The organism is Streptomyces sp. NPDC001787 (assembly GCF_040297465.1).
In the GTDB taxonomy this organism is placed as follows: Bacteria; Actinomycetota; Actinomycetes; order Streptomycetales; family Streptomycetaceae; genus Streptomyces.
In genome coordinates this window covers 51,865-72,325 of record NZ_JBEOZE010000007.1, presented here as the reverse complement: position 1 = coordinate 72,325, position 20,461 = coordinate 51,865, and the positions used below count along the sequence as shown (strand labels likewise).

At 71.3% G+C, this 20,461-nt stretch carries 11 protein-coding genes; 3 read left to right on the top strand and 8 right to left on the bottom strand.

Features of this window, described 5'->3' with window-relative positions:
* Positions 1-18: 18 nt before the first annotated feature.
* Positions 19-1,002: a Bug family tripartite tricarboxylate transporter substrate binding protein gene (locus ABT170_RS12235; RefSeq protein WP_351866348.1), complete on the bottom strand. Its 984-nt coding sequence runs from the start codon at positions 1,000-1,002 to the stop codon at positions 19-21.
* Between the two features lie 124 nt (positions 1,003-1,126).
* On the opposite strand from ABT170_RS12235, the gene ABT170_RS12230 reads away from it, so the two are divergent.
* Entirely contained in the window at positions 1,127-1,816 is a 690-nt protein-coding gene (locus ABT170_RS12230; RefSeq protein ID WP_351866636.1) for a response regulator, read from the top strand.
* A gap of 72 nt (positions 1,817-1,888) precedes the next feature.
* Here the strand turns inward: ABT170_RS12230 and ABT170_RS12225 are convergent, their stop codons facing one another.
* From ABT170_RS12225 to ABT170_RS12215, 3 genes are all read right to left on the bottom strand, one after another.
* The gene (locus tag ABT170_RS12225) at positions 1,889-2,806 is read right to left on the bottom strand and encodes an esterase/lipase family protein (protein ID WP_329945551.1); all 918 of its coding nucleotides are present in this window, start codon (positions 2,804-2,806) and stop codon (positions 1,889-1,891) included.
* Between the two features lie 203 nt (positions 2,807-3,009).
* Positions 3,010-4,008, bottom strand: coding sequence for a DNA polymerase Y family protein (locus ABT170_RS12220; RefSeq protein WP_329945608.1), 999 nt, complete (start codon positions 4,006-4,008; stop codon positions 3,010-3,012).
* Positions 4,005-7,475: a DNA polymerase III subunit alpha gene (locus ABT170_RS12215; protein ID WP_351866632.1), complete on the bottom strand. Its 3,471-nt coding sequence runs from the start codon at positions 7,473-7,475 to the stop codon at positions 4,005-4,007. The genes ABT170_RS12220 and ABT170_RS12215 overlap by 4 nt, the downstream gene beginning before the upstream one ends.
* Before the next feature lie 169 nt (positions 7,476-7,644).
* Here ABT170_RS12215 and ABT170_RS12210 point away from each other — a divergent pair, with 169 nt between their 5' ends.
* Entirely contained in the window at positions 7,645-8,700 is a 1,056-nt protein-coding gene (locus ABT170_RS12210) for a DUF3533 domain-containing protein (RefSeq protein WP_351866345.1), read from the top strand.
* A 132-nt stretch (positions 8,701-8,832) separates the two neighbouring features.
* Here the strand turns inward: ABT170_RS12210 and adhE are convergent, their stop codons facing one another.
* Positions 8,833-11,430, bottom strand: coding sequence for a bifunctional acetaldehyde-CoA/alcohol dehydrogenase (gene adhE / locus ABT170_RS12205; RefSeq protein ID WP_351866342.1), 2,598 nt, complete (start codon positions 11,428-11,430; stop codon positions 8,833-8,835).
* A gap of 411 nt (positions 11,431-11,841) precedes the next feature.
* On the opposite strand from adhE, the gene ABT170_RS12200 reads away from it, so the two are divergent.
* A complete protein-coding gene (locus tag ABT170_RS12200) occupies positions 11,842-12,726 on the top strand; it encodes an alpha/beta fold hydrolase (protein WP_329945554.1) in 885 nt (294 codons plus the stop codon).
* A gap of 39 nt (positions 12,727-12,765) precedes the next feature.
* Here ABT170_RS12200 and fxsT read toward each other — a convergent pair whose 3' ends face one another.
* The 3 genes from fxsT to fxsBH all read right to left on the bottom strand — a co-directional run bounded on the left by fxsT (position 12,766) and on the right by fxsBH (position 20,454).
* A complete protein-coding gene (gene fxsT / locus ABT170_RS12195) occupies positions 12,766-16,704 on the bottom strand; it encodes an FxSxx-COOH system tetratricopeptide repeat protein (protein ID WP_329945555.1) in 3,939 nt (1,312 codons plus the stop codon).
* Positions 16,701-18,047 carry an FxsC protein gene (fsxC, locus tag ABT170_RS12190; protein ID WP_329945556.1) on the bottom strand — a complete coding sequence of 449 codons (1,347 nt, stop codon included), beginning with the start codon at positions 18,045-18,047 and terminating at the stop codon, positions 16,701-16,703. Before fsxC ends, fxsT begins: the two co-directional genes overlap by 4 nt.
* Positions 18,048-18,171: 124 nt before the next feature.
* Positions 18,172-20,454 (bottom strand): radical SAM/SPASM protein FxsBH, inactivated beta-hydroxylase extension form, encoded by a 2,283-nt coding sequence (gene fxsBH / locus ABT170_RS12185; RefSeq protein ID WP_329945557.1) that lies wholly within the window; start codon positions 20,452-20,454, stop codon positions 18,172-18,174.
* Positions 20,455-20,461 lie beyond the last annotated feature (7 nt).

Genomic DNA, 20,461 nt, shown 5'->3' with positions numbered 1-20,461 from the left:
ATCGCCTGTCGTCGGTGGTCACAGTCCCAGCTCCTTGAGGACCGTGGCGACGCGCCGGTCCTGGGCGTCCAGGAAGTCGCCGAAGGCATCGCCGGTGAGGAAGGCGTCGTCCCAGCCGTTCTTCTTCATCGAGTCCTTCCACTGCTTCGAGTCGTGCAGTTTCCGGATCAGGCCGACGAGCTTGTCGCGTTCGGCCTCGGAGAGACCGGGCGGTGCGACGATGCCGCGCCAGTTGGTGAATTCGGTGTCGAGCCCGGCCTCGCGGAGGGTGGGGGCGTCGAGCCCGGGGACCCGCTCCGGACCGGTGACGGCGAGCAGGCGCAGCCCGCCCGCCTTGATCTGGTCGAGGTATTCGCCGACCCCGCTGACGCCGAAGGCGACCTTGTCGCCGAGGATCGAGGCGAGCAGTTCGCCACCGCCGTCGAACGGGACGTAGTTGACCTGCTTCGGGGCGATGCCCGCGGCCTTCGCCATCAGCATCGGGGCGAGGTGGTCGGGGCCGCCGGGCGAGGAACCGCCGCCGACCGGGAGTTTCGCCGGGTCGGCCCGCCATGCCGTGAGCAGCTGGCCGATGGAGCGGTACGGGGAGTCCTCGGCGACGACGACGATGTCCTGCTCCTCGGTGAGCCGGGCGATCGGAGTGGTGTCACCGAGGGTCTTGGGGGACTTGTTGGTGTGCACCGCGCCGACCACGCCGAGGCCCATGGACATCGCGAGCCTGCCGTTGCCGTGCTCGCCGACGAGCCGGGTCAGACCGACGGTGCCGCCCGCGCCGGGGAGGTTGAACACCTCGACGCCGTGGGTGAGTCCGGCGTCCTCGGCGTTCTTCGCGGCGGTGCGCGCCGTGATGTCGTAGCCGCCGCCGGGGGTGTTGGGGACCATGAGGCGCAGTCCGGGGATCTGGGTACCGCTGTCCGGGCCGCCGCCCGTGGAGAGCAGCGGCGGCCCCACGAACACCAGCACCGCGGCCCCGAGCAGGGCGAGGGGAGTGCGCAATCGCACGGGTTCCGCCTTTCGCTGTGAAGTGGCCCACATGTTGCCCGCGCGTCAACGGCCTGTCTCCGTTGCGGAATCAACGGACGTTGTGGTCGTTGTGGTCGCGCTCTACGGTGGCCGCGTGACAAAGGTGCTGGTGGTGGACGACGACTTCATGGTCGCGAAGCTGCACAGCCGTTATGTGTCCGCGATGGACGGATTCACGGTCGTCGGGGTGGCGCACAACGGCGCCGAAGCGCTGCGCGCGGCGGGGCGGCTGCGCCCCGATCTGATCCTGCTCGACGTCTATCTGCCCGACATGGACGGAATCAGTGTGCTGCGGGAGCTGCGTGCGGCGGAGGAGCGGGAAGCGGACCGCCACAGCGCCGACGCGCTCTTCATCACCGCCGCCCGCGACGCGGGGGTGGTCCGCGCGGCGTTGCGGGCCGGGGCGCTGCACTACCTGATCAAGCCGTTCCACCGGTCGGCCCTGGTGGAGCAGTTGCAGCACGTGGCCTCGCTGCGCAGCCGGCTCGACGCGCTGGACGAGGCGCGGAAGGAGGCCCGTCAGGAGGACGTGGACCGTATCTTCGGCACCCGCCCGCCGGGCTCCCGCGAACTGCCCAAGGGTCTCGCGGCGCACACGGCCGACCTGGTGGAGCGCATCCTGCGGGAACACCCCGGGGGTCTGTCCGCCTCCGAGTGCGCGCAGGCGGGGTCACTGTCCCGGGTCAGCACCCGCCGCTACCTCGAGTACTTCGCGGAGACGGGGCGGGCCGAGGTGACCTTGCGGTACGGGGGGACGGGGCGGCCCGAGCGCCGCTACCGGGCGCTGGGCTGAGCCCCTCCCCCGCGGCGGCCGGGGCCCGCCGCCCGCCCCCGCCGGGCAGCGGTCCCCGGTGCGCCGGCCGGGTCAGCCGACCGCCGAGGCGCAGGTCGTCGGGGTGGCGCGCGACGGGTCGAGGGCGTTGGCCACTTCGTGGAAGGCGATCCTGTCGATGGTCCCGATCGCCACATGCTCGGACAGGTCGACCGGGCACAGGTCCTGGAGCAGGACGTTGCGCACGTTCGGGCCGTCCAGGTACTGCGTGCGGTACGGGGTCACGACCTCGTCGTACCGGGTCGCGATGACGGTGTAGCGGACGCCCGGCACGGTGTCGCCGCCCGCGTTGAGCCGGGTGATGAACGGCGAGCCCGCGATCTGGTCGGCGAGGCCGGGGGTCTTCTCGGTGAGCAGGTCCTCGGCGCCGGGGAAGTACGGCAGGAGCCTGGTCAGTCCGAGGAGCGTGGTGCCGTGGTTGTCGGGGGCGATCCCGATGAGGGCGTTCACCTTGTCGGCGCCGCCGAGGAACTTCAGGTAGTAGTTCGGCATCATGCCGCCCTGCGAGTGGCCGACCAGGTCGGCCTCCGGCGCTCCGGTGGCGGCGAGCACCTTGTCGACGAACACGTCGAGCTGTCCGGCGGACTTGTCGATGGGGCCGAGCCCGTTGAAGAACGGCACGCCGGGGAGCTGTCCGTAGTCGAGCGAGTAGACGCAGTAGCCCCGGTTGACGAGGTAGGGGGCGAGGACGAGCCAGTTGTCGACCGAGTTCCCGAAGGTTCCGTGGACCAGGACGACCGGGCGGGGGTGGGCGGCGGAGGGCTTGCAGGAGTAGTCGTTCCAGCCACGGGAGGTGGCGGCCTCCCCGGCGGTGGACGCCGAGGGGGAGGCGGTGGGGGCGGCTGCGGTCGCGGTCGCCGCGGGGGTGGCGAGGGCCGCGACGGCGAGGAGCAGTGCGGCGAGCGTTCTGCGCGGACGCGGGGTGCGCGACGCACGTGTCCAGGGCAGCATCGTGTGGTCTCCTTGCGGCTCAGGGAGTGGCGATGTCGGTGCGTCCTGCGGCCCGGACCACAAGTCTGGTGGTGCTGTTCCTTCCGATGCACTTACCGTGCTCATGCCAAATTACGCACGAGTAGGGTCGTGGGGGAAGTTACGCGTCGGTAAAAACTGACGCCGCATCACCGTAGTCCGCGCTCCAGCCGCATGACCGCACGTCAGGCGGCGAGCCGCCCCGGCTTCACCGCCTGCGGTCCGAACCTCGCCCGCAGCCGGTCCGACACCTCCTCGATCCGGCGGGCCCGCTCGTCCGCCGGGTCGAAGCTGAGCTGACGCGCCGCCCGTTCCGCGTCGCCGAGCCCCTCGGCCCGCAGCCCGATCACCCGGACCCGGGCCCGTTGCAGACCGAGCGAGTCCTGGATCCGGTACGCCAGTTCGGTGAGCGCCGCCGAGTGGGCGGTGGGCTCCCGGAGCGTGCGGCTGCGGGTCAGCGTCGCGTAGCCCTTCCGGTCGGCGTACCGCACGGAGACCGCGAGCCCCCGGCACACCTGACCTTCGCCGCGCAGCCGGGCACCGAGCTCCTCGGTGAGCGAGAGCAGTGCGCGGCGGTGCCGCTCCCGGTCCAGCTCGTCGCGCGGGAAGGAGCGTTCGGCGGCGATGGAGCGGGCCGCGGCGTTCGGGACGACCCGGGTGCGGTCGATGCCGTTCGCCCGCTCCCACACCTCGCGCCCGGTCCGCACCCCGGTGATCCGCTGCAGGGTGGCCGGCGACGCCGCGGCGATCCGGCCGACGGAGTCGAGCCCGTATCCGCACAGGGTGCGGGCCGTCGCCGCCCCGACACCGTCCAGCGCGGCGGCCGGCCGGGGCGCGAGGAACGCGGCCTCCTGCCCGTCGGGCACCACGAAGGTCGTCCCGGGCGCGGCCTGCCGCGCCGCCATCCGGGCCAGCATGGGGTTGCCGGCCGCCCCGATCGCGCAGTCCACGCCGTGCAGGGCGAGCGCGCGGACCCGGATCACCGACGCCAGGTCCACCGCGTCCTGCCCGAAGTAGCGCAGCGCGCCGCTCACATCGGCGAGCGCCCCGTCGGGCGGCGCGGCCTCGACGACCGGGGTGAACGCGCCCAGGAGGGCGAGCAGCCCCTCGTACCCGGCGCCGCCCACCGGCCCCCCGCCGATCCGGCGGAACCGCAGGAACAGGATTGTCGCCCGGCCGTTCATCCCGCGCTCCCGGGGCTCTGGTGCCACAGCTTCCTTCCGGTGGGAGTCCCTTCACCGGGGGGCTGGAGGTCGGACCAGGGGTTCATCTCGTAACCGGTGGGCAGCTCGATGCGCCGGCCGGTGTCCCGGGGCTCCTTCTCCGGAGCGGCGTCCGGGACCTCCGCCAGCCGCGCCGCGACCGCGTCGAGTCCGCCGCTGCGGCGCAGCTCCGCCAGTTCCGCCAGATTCCAGGCCGCGGCGCCGACCACGCTCAGGCTCCGCGGACCGCGCCGCTGCACCACGCCGCGCACCAGCAGCAGCCAGGAGTGGAAGACCGTGTGCGCGCAGGCCTCGTGGCTGTCGTCGAAGAAGGCCAGGTCCACCAGGCCGGTGCCGTCGTCCAGGGTGGTGAAGATGACCCGCCGGCCGGAGCGGACCGGTGGGGTCTGGGTGGCCGCCTTGGCCCCCGCGACCAGCACGGTCTCACCGTGCCGGGCCTCCCGCAGCCGCTTGGCGGAGAGCGCGCCCAGTTCCTTCAGGAAGACTTGGTGGTCCTCCATCAGATGGCGCGAGACATCCATGCTCAGCACGCCGAGTTCGGCGCTGAGCCGCTCCGCGTCATTGAGGTCGGGCAGGCCCGCGGAACCGGACTTCCGGCCCTCCCCCAGCGGGAGCTGAGCCCCGTGGGTGCCCGGACCGGCACTCCGCCGGGCGCGGTGGAGCTCGAAGAGGTGCAGCAGCAGATCACGGCGGTTGGCGCCGAAGGCGTCCAACGCGCCGACCTGGGCCAGCCGTTCGGCGGCCGGCCTGCCCGGCCGGGCGCGCTGCCAGAAGTCCAGCAGCGAGCTGTAGGGCTGCCCGGCCTCGATCCGGGCGACCTCGGCCTCACTGATGCCATGGACGTCCGAGAGCGCCAGCCGCAGCCCCCAGGTCCCGGGCCCGCCCCCTTCATCGGACACCAGTTCGATTCGATGGGTGGCCGCCGACCGGTTCACATCCAGCGGCAGCACCGGCACCCCGCGCCGCCGCGCGTCCGCGAGGAGCAGCCGCTTGGGGTACATCCCCGGGTCGTGCGTGAGCAGCCCGGCGTAGAAGGCCGCCGGATGGTGCGCCTTGAGCCAGGCCGACTGGTAGGTCGGTACGGCGAAGGCGACCGCGTGCGCCTTGCAGAAGCCGTAGCTGCCGAAGGCTTCGATGATCTCCCAGGTACGGGCGATCACTTCGATGCCGTACCCCCTCGCGGCCGCGCGCCGCGCGAACCAGACCTTGATCCGGCCCTGCGACCCGGGGTCGGAGAGCCCGCGCCGCACCCGGTCGGCCTCGCCACGGCCGCAGCCGGTCATGATGTCCACCATCTCGATGATCTGTTCGTGGAAGACGACCACGCCATAGGTGTCGCGCAGCGGCCCTTCCAGGTCGGGATGCGGACAGCGGACGGGCGCCCGGCCGTGCCGGGCCTCGATGAACGGCCGCACCATGTCGGCCGCGACCGGGCCGGGCCGGAACAGCGAGATGTCGACGACCAGGTCGTGGAAGGTGGCGGGCTGGAGCCTGCCGATCAGATCGCGCTGGCCCGGCGACTCGATCTGGAAGCAGCCCAGCGTCTCTGCGGTCCTGATCAGCCGGTACGTCTCCGGATCACCGGGCGGCACGGCGTCGAGGTCGACCTCCTCCCCCGAGGCCCGCTTCACCTCCGTGACCGCGTGCGCCATCGCCGACTGCATCCGTACGCCCAGCACATCGAGTTTGAGCAGTCCGAGGTGCTCCACGTCCTCCTTGTCGAACTGCGACATCGGAAAGCCCTCGCCGCTGGTGGGCACGACGGGGGTACGGCTCAGCAGCGCGGCGTCCGAGAGCAGGACCCCGCACGGGTGCATGGCGATGCCGCGGGGCAGCGCGTCCAGCGCCTCCACCAGCTCCCAGAGCCTCCCGTACCTCTCCTTCCGCTCCGCCACCGCCCTCAGTTCGGGCAGTTCCTCCATGGCGGCGCGGGCGTCGCGGGCCCGGATGTGCGGGAAGGCCTTGGCGAGCCGGTCGGTCTCGGCCGGGTCCATGGAGAGCGCGGCCCCGACGTCCCGGATGGCGTGGCGCACCCGGTAGGTCTCGGGCATGGCGACGGTGGCGACCCGTTCGGCGCCGAAGCGGCCGATGATCCTGCGGTAGACGTCGAGACGGCGGGCCGATTCGACGTCGATGTCGATGTCGGGCAGCACGAAGCGCCGCTTGGACAGGAAGCGCTCCATCAGCAGCCCGTGTTCGACCGGGTCGGCGTGCGCGATGCCCAGGAGATGGTTGACCAGGGAGCCCGCGCCGGAACCTCGGGCGGCGACCCGGATTCCCATGTCCCGCACGTCGTCGACGACTTGGGCGACCGTGAGGAAGTACGAGGCGAAGCCGTGGTGGGCGATGATGTCCAGTTCGTGGTGCATCCGCTCCCAGTAGTCGCGCCTGCGGTCGTGGCCGCGCAGCACCATGCCCGCGGCGGCCCGGGAGGCCAGCACCCGCTGGGCGGTGCGCCGCCCGGCGCCGACCAGGCGCGGTTCGGGGAAGTGGACGGTGCCGAGGCCGAGGTCGTCCTCGGGGTCGACGAGGCAGGCGTCGGCGGTGCGGCGGGTCTCCGCCAGCAGCCGCGCCCCGGCGTCCGGGCCGAGACCCGCGGCGGCGGTGATCCGCTCGGCGGTCTCCCGCATCGCACGGGCGTCCTTGAGCCAGCGCTCACCGCTGTCGAGGGGCGAGCGGCGCGGGTCGACGGGGACGAGCCTGCGGGCCGAGTCGAGCACATCGGCGACCGGGCCCTGCCCCGGGTCGGCGTACCGGACCGCATTGGTCAGCACGGCCCGCACGCCCTGCTCGGCGGCGAAACCGACGGTCCGGGCGGCGAGCCGCAGCGAACCCGGCCCGGTGCCCGCACGGCCGTGGTGGACGGCTTCGAGGCGCAGGTCGTCGCCGTACATCTCCCGCCAGGGCGCGAGCAGCGCGGCGGCCCGGTCGGGACGGCCCGCGGCCAGCGCCCCGCCCACCTCGGAGGCGGGCCCGAGCAGCACGGTGAGCCCTTCGGCGGGCAGCGAGGGCCAGTCCACCAGGGGCGGCCCGGCGCCGGCGGACGGGTCCGGGGACGCGGCATGGGCGGCGGTGACGAGCCGGCACAGTTCCGCCCAGCCGTGTGCGCCGTCACGGGCGAGGAAGGTGACCCGGGGTGCGGATTCATCGACAAAGGCACCACCGCGCACGGGCGCCCGCAGCCGATGCGTGCGGCCCTCCTCCCCCGTACGCCGCGCCACCGCGAGTTCGACGCCGAGGAGCGGCCGGATCCCGGCCTTCTCGCAGGCCCGGACGAAGCGGACGGCGCCCGCGAGGGTGTCGCGGTCGGTCAGCGCGAGGGCGTCCATCCCCCGCTCGGCGGCACGTTCGGCCAGCCGCTCCGGGTGCGAGGCCCCGTATCTCAGGGAGAACCCGGAAACGGTGTGCAGATGCGTGAACCCGGGCATCCGCACCTCCTGGACCGTTCCGTCACTCACCACCCCCCTTGTCTCCACCATAGACCAAGTTTCGAACATTCGTACGATACCCGGGGTGCGGGGCACCTCCCGGACGCCCCATCAGCCATTCGGCCCAGCCCCGCCTGCGTAAACAGCGGACCGCCCGGACCGTGGGGGCATGACTTTCGTCGACGAGGTGAAGAACGCCGTCACCACACGGGCCGCACTGCTCGTGATCGGTGTGCTCGGGCTGCAGCTCCTGTTCATCGCGTCCTACGTCGGAGCGCTGCACAAGCCGAAGCCGACCGATGTCCCGTTCGGGGTGGTGGCCCCCCAGCAGATGTCCCAGCAGCTCGTCACCCAGCTGGACGATCTGCCCGGCGGCCCGCTGGACCCCCGCACGGTCACTGACGCCGCACAGGCCCGCGAGCAGATCCTGAACCGCGACATCGACGGAGCGTTGATCGTCGACCCGGCGGGGAGGACCGACACCTTGCTGGTCGCCTCCGGCGGCGGCACCGTGCTGGCCTCCTCCCTGGAGAAGATCCTCACCGAGGTCGAGGCCACCCAGCGCCGGGCCGTGCGCACCGTGGACGTGGCCCCGGCCTCCCCCGAAGACTTCGACGGGCTCTCGTCCTTCTACCTCGTCGTGGGCTGGTGCGTGGGCGGGTACCTCTGCGCCTCGATCCTGGCGATCAGCGCCGGCACCAAGCCCGCCAACCGGCAGCGCGCGGCGATCCGGACCGGGGTGATGGCGCTGTACTCGATCGCGGGAGGCATCGGCGGCGCGGTCATCATCGGACCGATCCTCGGCGCCCTGCCCGGCAGCTTGTGGGGGCTGTCCGGCCTGGGCGCGCTGGTCGTCTTCTCGGTCGGCATGATCACGCTCGCCCTGGAGGCGCTCACCGGCATCGTCGGCATCGGACTGGCCGTCCTGATCATCGTGATCGCGGGCAACCCGAGCGCGGGCGGCGCCTTCCCGCTGCCGATGCTGCCGGACTTCTGGCGGGCGATCGGCCCCGCCCTGCCCCCGGGCGCCGGCACCTGGGTGGCCCGCTCGATCGCGTACTTCAAGGGCAACGCGGTCACCGGGCCGCTGCTGGTGCTCTCCGCCTGGGCGGTCGTCGGCACCGTCGGCACCCTGCTGCTGTCCCTGCGGCACAAGCCGGAGACGGACCCGCCCGCTCCGGCACCCTCGGCGGCGACGGCACCGGGCGGGCCGCCCCTCACCTGAGCCCGTCCACGGCCCGGCGGTCTCCTCGAAGCCCCCGGCGGCCCCGGGCCCCGACGGTCCGGAAACCCCGGAACCCCGATGCCCGGTGCCTGCTCGGCACCGGGCATCCGGGCGGGGTACGCGCGCCTCCGGTCAGCTGCCGTAGTACGCCTGCCGCATCAGCCGGGTCATGTCGTCGATCATCGGCATCCGCGGGTTGGCGGGGGCGCACTGGTCGGCGTACGCGTTCATCGCCTGCTGCGGCAGCGCCTCGACGAAGGCCGTCTCGTCGACGCCCGCCTCGGCGAAGGAGGCCGGGATCCCGCACTTGGCGCGCAGTTCCTCGACGGCACGGGCGTAGGACTCGACCCCTTCGGCCGGGGTGGAGGCGGGCAGCCCCAGCATCCGGGCGATCTCCTGGAACCGCTCCGGGGCCCGGTAGACCTCGGCCTTCGGCCAGGGGGTGGCCTTGCCGGTGACCTGGCCGTTGTGCCGGATCACATGTGGCAGGAGCAGCGCGTTGGTGCGGCCGTGCGGGACATGGAAGGTGTTGCCCAGGGTGTGGGCCATGGCGTGCACCAGGCCGAGGAAGGCGTTGGCGAAGGCCATTCCGGCGACGGTCGAGGCGTTGTGCATCTTCTCCCGCGCCTCGGGGTCCCGGGCCCCGTCGACCACACAGCGCTCCAGGTTGCCGAAGATCAGCTTGATGGCCTGGAGGCAGAGCCCGTCGGTGTAGTCGTTGGCGTAGACGGAGACGTACGCCTCGGTGGCATGGGTCAGCGCGTCGAACCCGGAGTCCGCGGTGACGTTCGGCGGCAGGCCCATCGGCAGCACCGGGTCGACGATGGCGACGTTCGGGGTGAGGGCGTAGTCGGCGAGCGGGTACTTCCGGGCGGCCGCCGGGTCGGAGATCACCGCGAACGGGGTGACCTCGCTGCCCGTGCCCGAGGTGGTCGGGACGGCGACCAGCTGCGCCTTCTCGCCCAGCGAGGGGAAGGTGTAGGCACGCTTGCGGATGTCGAAGAACTTCTCCTTGGTGTCGGCGAACTCGACCTCGGGGTGCTCGTACATCAGCCACATGATCTTCGCCGCGTCCATCGCGGAGCCGCCGCCCAGCGCGATGATCGTGTCCGGTGCGAAGTCGCGCATCAGCGCGGCCCCGGCGGTTACGGTCTCCAGTTCGGGGTTCGGCTCGACGTCGTCGATCACCTGGAGGGTCACCGGTCCGCCCTCGCGGGAGCGCAGGATGTCGATGACCTTCTGTACGTAACCCAGCCTGCCCATGGTCCTGTCGGTGACGACGGTGACCCGGTTCAGCCCGTCCATCTCGCCGAGGTAGCGCAGCGCGTTGCGCTCGAAGTAGATCTTCGGCGGCACCTTGAACCACTGCATGTTGTTGTTGCGCCGCCCGATCCGCTTGATGTTGATGAGGTTGACCGCGGAGACATTGCCGGAGACCGAATTGTGCCCGTAGCTGCCGCAGCCGAGGGTGAGGGAGGGCAGAAAGGCGTTGTACACGTCGCCGATACCCCCGAAGGTCGAGGGCGCGTTGACGATGATCCGGGCCGCCTTGACGCGCCTGCCGAATTCCTCGGCCAGTTCCACGTCCTCGGTGTGAATGGCCGCGCTGTGTCCCAGCCCGTCGAACTCGACCATCTGGGCGGAGAGTTCGAGGCCGTGCCGGGTGGAATCGGCCTTCAGAGCGGCCAGCACCGGGGAAAGCTTCTCCCGGGTGAGCGGTTCGCCCTCACCGACCTCCGCGCATTCGGCGATCAGCAGTGCGGTGTTCTCGGGGACCTGGAATCCGGCCTGTTCGGCGATCCACCGCGGGGACCTCCCGACGACATCCGCGTTCAGCTTCCCGCCGGAGCAGTCGGCGGCGAAGGCCGTGGTGCCGAAGACGAACTCCTCCAGCTTGGTCTTCTCGGCGGCGGTGACGACATACGCGCCCAGCCGCTCGAATTCCGCGAGACCCCGGTCGTACACCTCGCGGTCGAGGATGACGGCCTGCTCGGAGGCGCAGATCATGCCGTGGTCGAAGGACTTCGAGAGCACGATGTCGTGCACCGCGCGCCGGAGCCCGCCACTGCTGGTGACATACGCGGGCACGTTTCCCGCGCCGACGCCCAGGGCGGGCTTCCCGCACGAGTAGGCGGCCTTGACCATGGCGTTCCCGCCGGTCGCCAGGATGGTGGAGACACCGTCGTGGTGCATCAGGAGGCGCGTCGCCTCCATCGAGGGCTCCTCGATCCACTGCACGCAGTCCTCGGGCGCGCCGGCCGCGACCGCCGCGTCGCGGACCGTCCTGGCGGCTTCGGCCGAGCAGTGCTGCGCGGAGGGGTGGAAGGCGAAGACGACCGGGTTGCGGGTCTTCAGCGCGATCAGCGCCTTGAAGACGGTGGTGGAGGTCGGGTTGGTCACCGGGGTCATCGCGCAGACGACACCGACCGGCTCGGCGATCTCGGTGATGCCGTTCAACTCGTCGCGGCCGATGACCCCGACGGTCTTCAGCCCGGCCATCGAGTGCGTGATGTGCTCACAGGCGAACAGGTTCTTGACGGCCTTGTCCTCGAAGAGCCCGCGCCCGGTCTCCTCGACCGCCAGCCGCGCGAGCTCACCGTGCCGGCCGAGCGCGGCGAGCGAGGCCTTCTTGACGATGTGGTCGACCTGTTCCTGTGTGAACGACCCGTATGCGTCGAGCGCGTTCAAGGCCCTACGGACCAGTCCGTCCACCATCTCTTCGGCCTGCATGACAGGAACTCCTTCATCGGGTCGCGCTCCTTGACCCCTCCATTCGACACCTGTGATCACTCCGGAACCGGCCACCAAAGACCCTGGTGGAAGGGCCCAAAGTCCTCTCCCGGCCGCTCGATTTCCCCATGAAACCCACTCCCACCTGCGAAGACACCCGGGGACCAAAGCCCTTCCCGAGCTTGTGAAAACGTTCACGAATAATGCGCGCGACGGCGCGCGGGGAAGCGCGCGGCCGCGGTGCGGGATCCGGCGGAAGCCCCCCGCCCCGTACCTTCACGCCAAGACCTTCACGGTTCCTTCCGACAGGGAGTCCCCGTGACGCCCCTGATGGGTCATCATCGAAAAGGCAGCACACGCCGGGCACACCGTGCCCGGACCGGCCGGGGAACCGAGGCGGAGGAGGCACGGGTGCGAAGTCGGGTGCGCGCGGCGGACGGGCGGCATCTGATGGTGGAGTGCCTGGGCGATCCGCGCGGCAGACCGGTCTTCCTGCTCCACGGCATGCCGGGCAGCAGGCTGGGCCCCGCTCCACGCGGCATGGTGCTCTACCAGCGCCGCACCCAGCTGATCACCTATGACCGCCCCGGGTACGGCGGCTCCGACCGCCACGCGGGCCGCCGGGTGAGCGATGTCGTCGAGGACGTACGGGCGATCGCCGACTCCCTGGGCCTGGAACGGTTCGCCGTCGTGGGACGCTCCGGCGGCGCCCCGCACGCCCTGGCCTGCGCGGCGCTGATGCCGGACCGGGTCACCCGCACCGCCGCCCTGGTCGGCCTCGCGCCCTGGGACGCGGAGGGCCTCGACTGGTTCGAGGGGATGGCGGAGTCGAATGTGCTCGCGTACTCCACCGCCGCGGCCGACCCGGACGGCCTCGCGGAGTCCTTCATCATCCGCTCCGAGGAGATCCGGCGGAACCCGGTCAGACTCCTGGACGATCTGCGCCGGGAGCTGACCGCGTCCGACCGCGTGGTGGTCAACGACGCCGGGATCCGCTCGATGCTGCTGCGCAACTACCGCGAGGGGCTGCGCACTTCTGCGTACGGATGGATCGACGACGCCATCGCGTTCTGCCGTCCCTGGGGCTTCGACCCGGCGGAGATCACCGGTCCGGTGATGCTCTGGCACGGCGAGAAGGACGTGTTCTCACCGGTCGGCCACTCCCGCTGGCTGGCCGGCCAGATCCCCGGGGCCACCGCCGTACTGGAACCGGCGGCGGCGCACTTCGACGCGCTGTCCGCGCTCCCCGGCATCCTCAACTGGCTGCTGGACGACCGGGAGTGCCCGGCCGCCTGACCCCGGCCGGGCCCGCCGGACGGGCGGGCCCGGCCCGGCTCACACCGCGAGCGGTTCCAGTTCGCGCCGGAACCGGCGCTCGTCCCGGGCGATCCGGGTCAGCGGATGCTCGTCGCCGAGCTGCCTGGACAGCTCGGCGACCACCTCCGCCCGCAGCTGCACCGCCTCGTTCTCGCGTCCCAGCGCGTCGAGCGTGACCGCCCTGTTCGAGGTCATGGCCAGGGTCTCGGGGTGGTAGGCCCCGAGGGCCTCCCGCAGCTGCGAGGACAGCCGCTCCTCCGTCTCCAGCACGATGTCGAGCTCCCCCCGGTCCGCGGTCGCGCTGGCCAGGTTCATCACGCAGAACAGGGTGTTCGGGTGCTCACGGCCGAACCGCTCCCGCATCGAGGCGACCACCTGCCTCAGCAGCCTCTCGGCCTGCTCCGCCTCCCCCGTCCCCGACAGATAGACACCGAGGTTGTTCTGCGCGGCCAGGGTGTACGGGTGCTTCTCCCCCGGCACCTTCATGTACTGGTCGACCACCTCCCGTGCCGCGTCCCTGGCCTGGACCGGCTCGCCCGCCGCGAACAGGTCCGCCGCCAGGTTGAGGTCGCAGGCCAGCGAATCGGGGTTGGCCATGGTGTACTTCGCGCGGTACCTGGCACGGGTGGCCACCGTCAGCCGGTGGGCGTCCTCGAAACGTCCCGCCCTGCGCAGCGAGACCGCCAGGCTCTTCGCGGCGCTGAGCGTGGTCGGATAGCTCCGGCCGAGCGTCCGCTTGAAGGCGTCGTACGTGCGGCTGAGCAGACCGACGGAGTCCTCGTACCGCCCGATCTCCCGCAGGTCACGGGCCAGGTTCATGGCGGAGGAGAGACTGTAGGGGTGCTCCGCGCCGAGCACTTCGGTCCGTGAGTCGTAGACGTCCTGGTCGATCTCGCGGGCCTTGGCGTACTGCCCGATGCTCCGCAGGTTCAGGGCCAGGTTGTTGGCCGCCGCCAGCGTCCTGGGGTGATCGTCGTGGAAGATCTGGCTGAACCCGTCGCGGGCGTCGGTCGCCAGCTCGATCGCCCGGCCGTAGTCACCGAGCAGACCGAGGTCGATGGCCAGACTGCTGGTGGTCATGTAGGTGTGCGGGTGCTCCTGGCCCAGCACCTCCCGCTGCCGCTGGAGGGTCAGCTCGTCGAGCTCCTTGGCCTCCACATAACGCCCGCGCGTACGCAGGATGTTGGAGAGGTGGAAGCAGAGGTAGAGGTACTGGAGGTCCCGCTCCCCCAGCGTCTCCAGCCAGGTCTCGCGCAGTTCGTCACCGAGGGTGGCCGCGGTCCGGACGTCCCCGCGCTTCCACAGATAGCGCACCCGGTCGATCAGGAGCCTGCGGGGCTCCGGCTCCTTGCAGTTGCGCGCGTCGGACGGGCCCAGGTGCGGCCAGATGGTGGCGAAGGTCTGCCAGGTCTCCGGGTTGTCGATCGGCTCGTCGTCGTCGGGCCGCGCACCCGCCAGAATGCGGTGGACGACATGGCGGGCCTCCCGCTGCTCCTCCTCGCTGAGCTGGGCCCTGATCACCGCCTGCACCAGACGGTGCACCTGGATGGAGTTGGACACCTGGTCGACCTTGGCGAGGGCGAACCGGCCGATCTCCCGGATGACCCGGCCGAGCACCAGCTTCTCCTGGAGCGAGGCGTCGTACGGTTTCAGCGCCTCGATCATCTCCTTGCTGTACAGGAGATTCGCGGAGATCGGCTCAGGGGCGAAGAAGGCGCAGAGCTGGAGCAGCCGCACCGCGGCGGGCGAGCGCTCCTTGAGCCGGGCGATGGAGATGTTCCAGGTCGCGGCGACCGGTTCGGGATAGCCGGCGGGCTGGTTGAGGGCCAGGACCTGGGGGGCCTGCTGGGCGAGCTGTTCCAGATAGGCGCCGATGGGGGTGGCGGTCTCCGCGATCCAGGCCGCCGCCTGCTCGACGGCGAGCGGCAGGTCACCGACCGCGGTGGCCACCTGGGCGGCGTCGTCGTCGCTGAGTCCCGGGGCGCGGCGCTGGAGGTGCTCGATGGACTCCTCGCGGAGGAAGACGTCGACGGGCAGCGCGTCGCCGTGCTGGGACCAGGTCTGGTTCCGGGAGGTCACCAGGATGTGGCCGGAGCCGCCCTGCGGGAAGTAGCGGCGGAGCTGTTCGGGGTCGTCGGCGTTGTCGAAGACCAGCAGCCAGCGGTCCGAGGGCACTCCGCGCCGCAGCAGGTCGACGGCCTCCTGCGAGGCCGCGGCCATGTCCTCGCCGCCCTGGGCACCGAGCCGGACGGCGAGTTCGGCCAGTGAGGCGACCACGTCGTCGGGCTGCTCGGACGATATCCACCAGACCAGGTCGTAGTCGGCCATGAAGCGGTGCACATACTCCAGCGCCACCTGGGTCTTGCCGACGCCGCCGAGTCCGTACAGGGTCTGCGGCTGCGGCAGGACCACCGCCATGCCGCCGCCGAGCTGGTCGCGCATCCGTTCCAGGACGAGGGAGCGGCCGGTGAATCCGGGGTTGCGCGGCGGGGCGTTCCAGATCCTCGGTACGGTGCCGGGGAAGCGGGGCCCCGGTGACGTCCCGTCGACCAGCTGCACCGGCCGGTCCAGTGCGCGCATCAGGGCCGTGGTCGCGTGCACCTCGTCGAGCCGGAAGAGGTCGACGGGGTTGCGGTCGATGTAGGGGGCGCTGAGGCGTACGTCCCCGACCCTGAACGGCAGCAGCTGGCGCCGGCCGCCGCCGGGGTCCTCGGAGACCGCGCGGTCCCACAGGCCCACCGCGCGCTGCGACTTGAGGTAGGCGCTGGAGAGCAGGACGACGGTCCTGGCCGCGTTCTCGGCGGTGACGTCCGCCGGTTCGGGGCGCTCGCTCCGTTCGGCTGAGACATCGCGCGGGACGACCCGGAAGCCGGCCCGGGTGAGGACGGACTCGATCCAGTCGGCCCACATCCGGTTCTCCGCCACATAGCTGAGGAAGAGGTCGGCGGGCAGCGCGGGCCTGCGGCGGGTGAAGGCGTCCCGGATGCGCAGGCGCACCTCTTCGCCCACCGGCGGCATGGCGGTGATCTGCCGGTCGGTGAGGACCGCGGTGAGCCGTTCGAAGGCGGAGAGCAGCGAGTTGGTGAGCCCGGCCTCGTCCCCGAAGGTGGCGAGCGTCTCCTCGTACGCGTAGTAGGGGCGGTACGGAATCTCCACCGCGCCCCAGTAGGCGGTCAGTTCGTCGCCCGAGAGATCGCGCGGCAGCCGGTCGAACTTGAGCCGGGCCAGCGCCCGTCCGGCGTCGGCCTTCTCCTTCTCGCCCTCGTCGATACGCATCGGGACGGGGAAGATCGCGATGGGACGGCCGGTGTAGCGCTCGGCGATCTGCCGGGCGACGGAGGCGGCGCCGTCGATGGACTGGTCGCTGAGGGTGAAGCAGTCGACGAGCACGTCGGGGAGGTGGACGGTGCAGATGTCGGCGATGTCGCTGAGGCCGGTACGGCTGTCGATGAGGACGTAGTCGTAGTTGGCCTTCATGTCCTCGCGCAGGGCGTCGAAGAAGTGGCCGCCGCCGAGCCGGTCGTAGAAGTTGTCCCAGTCGAAGGTGGAGACGGTCGCGGAGTATTCGCGGTTCTGCCGGCCGGCCGAGACGAAGTCGAGGGTGCCGCCCTGCGGGAACTCCCAGCCGAGCGCCTCGGGGGTGAGGGAGACCGCGTGCGGCTGGATACGGGCGTACTCGCGGTGCCAGTCGTCCGCGCGCTGGGCGGGGCTGGTGGCTGCCCAGGCGTACTCGGTGATCAGGTCGATCACGCCGGTGGTGGCACCGAGGGTGGAGGGGTCGAGGAAGGGATGGAAGAACCGGTGCAGACCGGGTGCCTCCAGGTCCCAGTCGACGGCCAGGACCCGCTTGCCGTTGGCGGCGAGGATCCAGGCCGTGTTGGCCAGGGCCATCGTGCGGCCCGTACCGCCCTTGTACGAGTAGAAAGTGACGATGCGCCCGTCACGACCGGCTGTCATACGTCCTCCGCTTGCGTCGCAGGGTCGTTCGGGTCGGGTAGGAAGCTGGTGTTGCCCATGGGTCCCATCAGCCGCGTCCGTTCGCTGTGTCCTCCGCCGGTGGCCGGTGGGTACGCCGTCGCGTGGCGCAGATACTGCTGGGCGGCCACCTCGACCACCTGGGGCAGGATCTGCCCGAAGGCGTCCATGGTCGGCACTCCTTTGGCCGCCGCGCGGCAGAAGGCCCGCCCCTGCCGCATCTTGGCCGGCATGGTCTGTTCGAGTTTCTCGGTGAGTTCGGCCTCGGCCGCCCGGCTCTGGTGGTCGTCGCGGTTCCACGGCACGACCATGGTCACCCAGGGGCGGTTCTCGGCGTCGAAGGCGGCGAGCCGGCGCCGCCGCTCCTCGTCCTGGAGGGCCCAGCGGTCGACGAGGAGTATCTCGGGGGTGCTGGGCGACTGTTTGCCCTCGGGCTGCCCGGACTCCTCGTCGAACGAGGATATGACGGCCTGGTAGTTGAGCGAGCGCACCAGTTCCTCGGCCACATAGGCCAGCGGTCTCGCGGCGGCCGGATGATAGGGGTTCCAGTCCTGCGGGTTGTCGCCGTAGTAGTCGCTGTTGCGCCCCTCGGGCAGGTCGTGGCGGGTGGGCGCGCAGATGGTGATCCGCATCGGCCGGGGGGCGCCCACGCCGCTGCTGCGCGAGCCGAAGGCGCTGGGCGCGAGCCGGTAGTCGACCGGCCGGCCGGTGTCGATCCGCACCGTGTCGGCGACACTGACGATCCGCTTGGCCAGTTCGTAGACGGCCCGTTCGTAGTCCTGGGCGAACAGCCTGAGCTTGATCAGCCCATAGAGTCCGTCGCTGACGTACCGGTCCCCGAAGTCCCGGTGGTTGAACTGCAACCGCTCCGCCGAACCCGGCAGTTGGCTGGGAGGTACCGGGACCCAGAGCGCGGGGACGATCGCTTCGGCCGGCTGGTTCGAGCGCGCCCGGTGGTGGATGGCGCGCTGTTCGAACGCGTACCACTCCTTGCCGCACATCTCGCTGGCGAAGTAGCGCGGTGAGAACAGCGGGACGAAGACCCGGCAGGTGGCGAGCACTCCGCCGAGCCGTTCCGACCAGCCCTCACCGGAGCGTATCTCCCGGTCCATGAACCCCGCGGGTGCGCCCGCGGGCAGATCGGTCATGGCCATCACATGGCCGCACAGATCTTGGAATAACCGTTCGACCCACATATCGGGGTCCGTTCCACCGCCGTACCCCGGTGTATGCGCGTAACTCAGAAAGAAGTACGGCCGATGGTCCGCCGCTCGCTGCTGCGTCGATGCGTGCACACGACCCCCGTCCTGTGTGAGCACTCGCATCCGAGGAGTAGGAAAAGAATGCGAGCGAATTCATCATTCCGGAGCAGACTGCGCTCCACCCCCCTGGCGTTCGGTCATTGAACGCCGCTTTTCGGTCAACCGTTCCCGGTTTCGGTCCCGGGTGTTATTGATCAAGAACAGCGTCGCGGCCCTTTCCCCCAGTTGTCCCGTGTGTACCGCTGATCTCTTTCCGTACTACGGCCAGAAGACGCTTTCCGTCGACGGTCGGTTCTGCCGCCTTTTCGATCATGTCGAGCGCTTCCGGTACGCCCTTGAGGAACCGTGGCGCGAAGAGACCGAGTCCTGCCCGTTCATAGGTCTCCGTCAGCAGCCGGGAGAACGATACGGATTCTTCCCGCCAGGGCAACCGATGATCCCAGGATCCGTCCGACGCGTACAGATCCGTGACTTCGGCAAGCGCCCGCAGTTTCGCCCGCCGGAAACCGCCCAGCAGTGCGAGCGCCAGCTCCCGGGCGTCCCCGCCCGCGCCGATCGCGAGCGCGCCGTAGCCGTGCCGCCCCACGACGGCCCCGCCGCCGGCCGACGGGGCCAGCGGGGTCAGGGTGGTGAGCGTCCCGGCCGCCTCGGCCGCCAGTTCCGGTACGGCGTCCTCCAGCAGCGCCCAGGCCGCCGCGAGGCGTGCGCCCCAGGCCTCGGCCCCCTCCCGGCCGAGCCGCGGCGCCACGGGGGTGCCGAAGCAGTCGCGGTAGGGATCGAGGTCGTCGAGGAGGAACCCGGGTGCCCCGGGCGCCGCCACCCGGCGCACCGGCCGCCAGTGGGGGCCGTCCGTGTCGCTGAGCGCGATGTGCCGCTCCGGGTCGCCGCCGTCGCCTTCGCGGCGGACCGTGAACCCCTCGCCGGTGCCGCGGACCAGGGCCGCGCCCCGGTCCCCCGGTCCGCCGATCCGCACCGTGCCCAGGGTGGGCAGGTGGAACCGCCCGTCCCGGCAGGTCACCCGGACGGGCAGATCGAGTCCGGCACGCACGGCGGCGGCGGCCACGGACGCGGCCAGCCGCTCCGCCGCCCGGCCGTCGTCGGGCCGCCCGGCACGCACCCCCTCCAGCGCGCCGAGCAGCCAGCCCCGGGTGAACGGGTGGCCCAGCACGGCGTCCAGTCCGGCGGCACCGGCCGCCGTACCCTCGGCCCGCACCGCCAGCCGCCACGCCCGGTCCCAGCTCTCCCCGCCCCGCCCGTCGAGCTCTTCGTTGAGCGCGGCGAGCAGGGTGCGCGTCAGGTCCTGCTGCTCCGCGGCCAGTTCGTACGGCTCCGTGAGCGCGGGCGATCCGAGGGACGCCCCGGCGCGTTCCTCGATGCCTTGGACGAGCGCCTTCAGATCGGCGCAGTACACCGAGGGATTGTCGAACCCACCGGGCGAGCGGTAGCGGTGGGTGTAGAGACCACCGCCGCAGGAACGTACGACCGGGCAGCTGCGACAGGTCTCGCTGACCCCGGCGAGGCCGAGCTGCCGCGCCCGGACACCGGGGTGGGCGGCGACCTCGTCGAAGGAGTTCGTGAACACGTCGAAGCCGGTGGCCGCCGCGCCCTCGTAGGCGCTCTTGAGGGAATCCACCTGTTCCAGTTGCCCGTCGGTCTCGACGACGACCAGATCGGTGGGGGCGAGCCCGAGGGACTCGGTGAGGCTGGGGCCGCCGCTCAGGCTGGAGAGGACCGAGGCGAAGAGCCGTACCGGGACCGGCCTGCCCTGCTCCGTCCAGCGGTCGAAGACCGCGAGGAGCCAGTCGGCGTAGGCGGTGGGGGAACCGTCCGGGCGCGGCGGGGGCTCGTCCCAGGTGGCGTGCGGGAGGAGGAAGTCGACGAGCGGCGGTTCGAGCTCGGCGAGTGCCTCGTACACCGCGATCGGATCGTTGCGGATGTCGACGGTGCACAGCAGGCCGAGGTCGAGGTGGCGGTAGCGCTCCTGCCGGAGCAGGTCGACGGCGTCCAGGACCAGCGGGTGGCTGGTGCGTCCGTTCGCGAAGCGGCGGTGCCGGTCGTTCGCCGTACGGTCGCCGTCGAGCGAGATCCCGACCCTGACGCCGAACTCGTCGAAGAGGTCGAGGTATCGGGGGCTGAGCTGGACACCGTTGGTGTGGATCCTGAGGTCCAGCTCAGCGATACCGTGCAGTGCCGAGCCGAGCTCCTCGCAGACGCGGCGCAGCCGCGCGGGCCCTGCCAGGAGCGGCTCTCCCCCGTGCAGGATCACTGAAAGGGAAGAGAGCCCATGTGTCGCCGCGTGTTCGGCCAGGCGTCGGGCGGTCCAGGAAATAGCGTCGTCAGAGATTGTTTTGGGGCGGGTACGCCAACTCTGATCCGCATGTTCATAGACATAGCAATGGTCGCAGGCGAGATCGCACCGGCTGTGCACCTTGAGCACGATTTCGCGAAAGGGGACCAGGGGTCCTGTCATTCCCCCA

Excerpts from the sequence above, each read along its gene's own strand:
- ABT170_RS12225 (WP_329945551.1), bottom strand. The coding sequence starts at position 2,806 with ATGCTGCCCTGGACACGTGCGTCGCGCACCCCGCGTCCGCGCAGAACG.
- ABT170_RS12220 (WP_329945608.1), bottom strand. The coding sequence starts at position 4,008 with ATGAACGGCCGGGCGACAATCCTGTTCCTGCGGTTCCGCCGGATCGGC.
- ABT170_RS12215 (WP_351866632.1), bottom strand. The coding sequence starts at position 7,475 with ATGCCCGGGTTCACGCATCTGCACACCGTTTCCGGGTTCTCCCTGAGA.
- ABT170_RS12210 (WP_351866345.1), top strand. The coding sequence starts at position 7,645 with ATGACTTTCGTCGACGAGGTGAAGAACGCCGTCACCACACGGGCCGCA.
- adhE (WP_351866342.1), bottom strand. The coding sequence starts at position 11,430 with ATGCAGGCCGAAGAGATGGTGGACGGACTGGTCCGTAGGGCCTTGAAC.
- fxsT (WP_329945555.1), bottom strand. The coding sequence starts at position 16,704 with ATGACAGCCGGTCGTGACGGGCGCATCGTCACTTTCTACTCGTACAAG.
- fsxC (WP_329945556.1), bottom strand. The coding sequence starts at position 18,047 with ATGCGAGTGCTCACACAGGACGGGGGTCGTGTGCACGCATCGACGCAG.
- fxsBH (WP_329945557.1), bottom strand. The coding sequence starts at position 20,454 with ATGACAGGACCCCTGGTCCCCTTTCGCGAAATCGTGCTCAAGGTGCAC.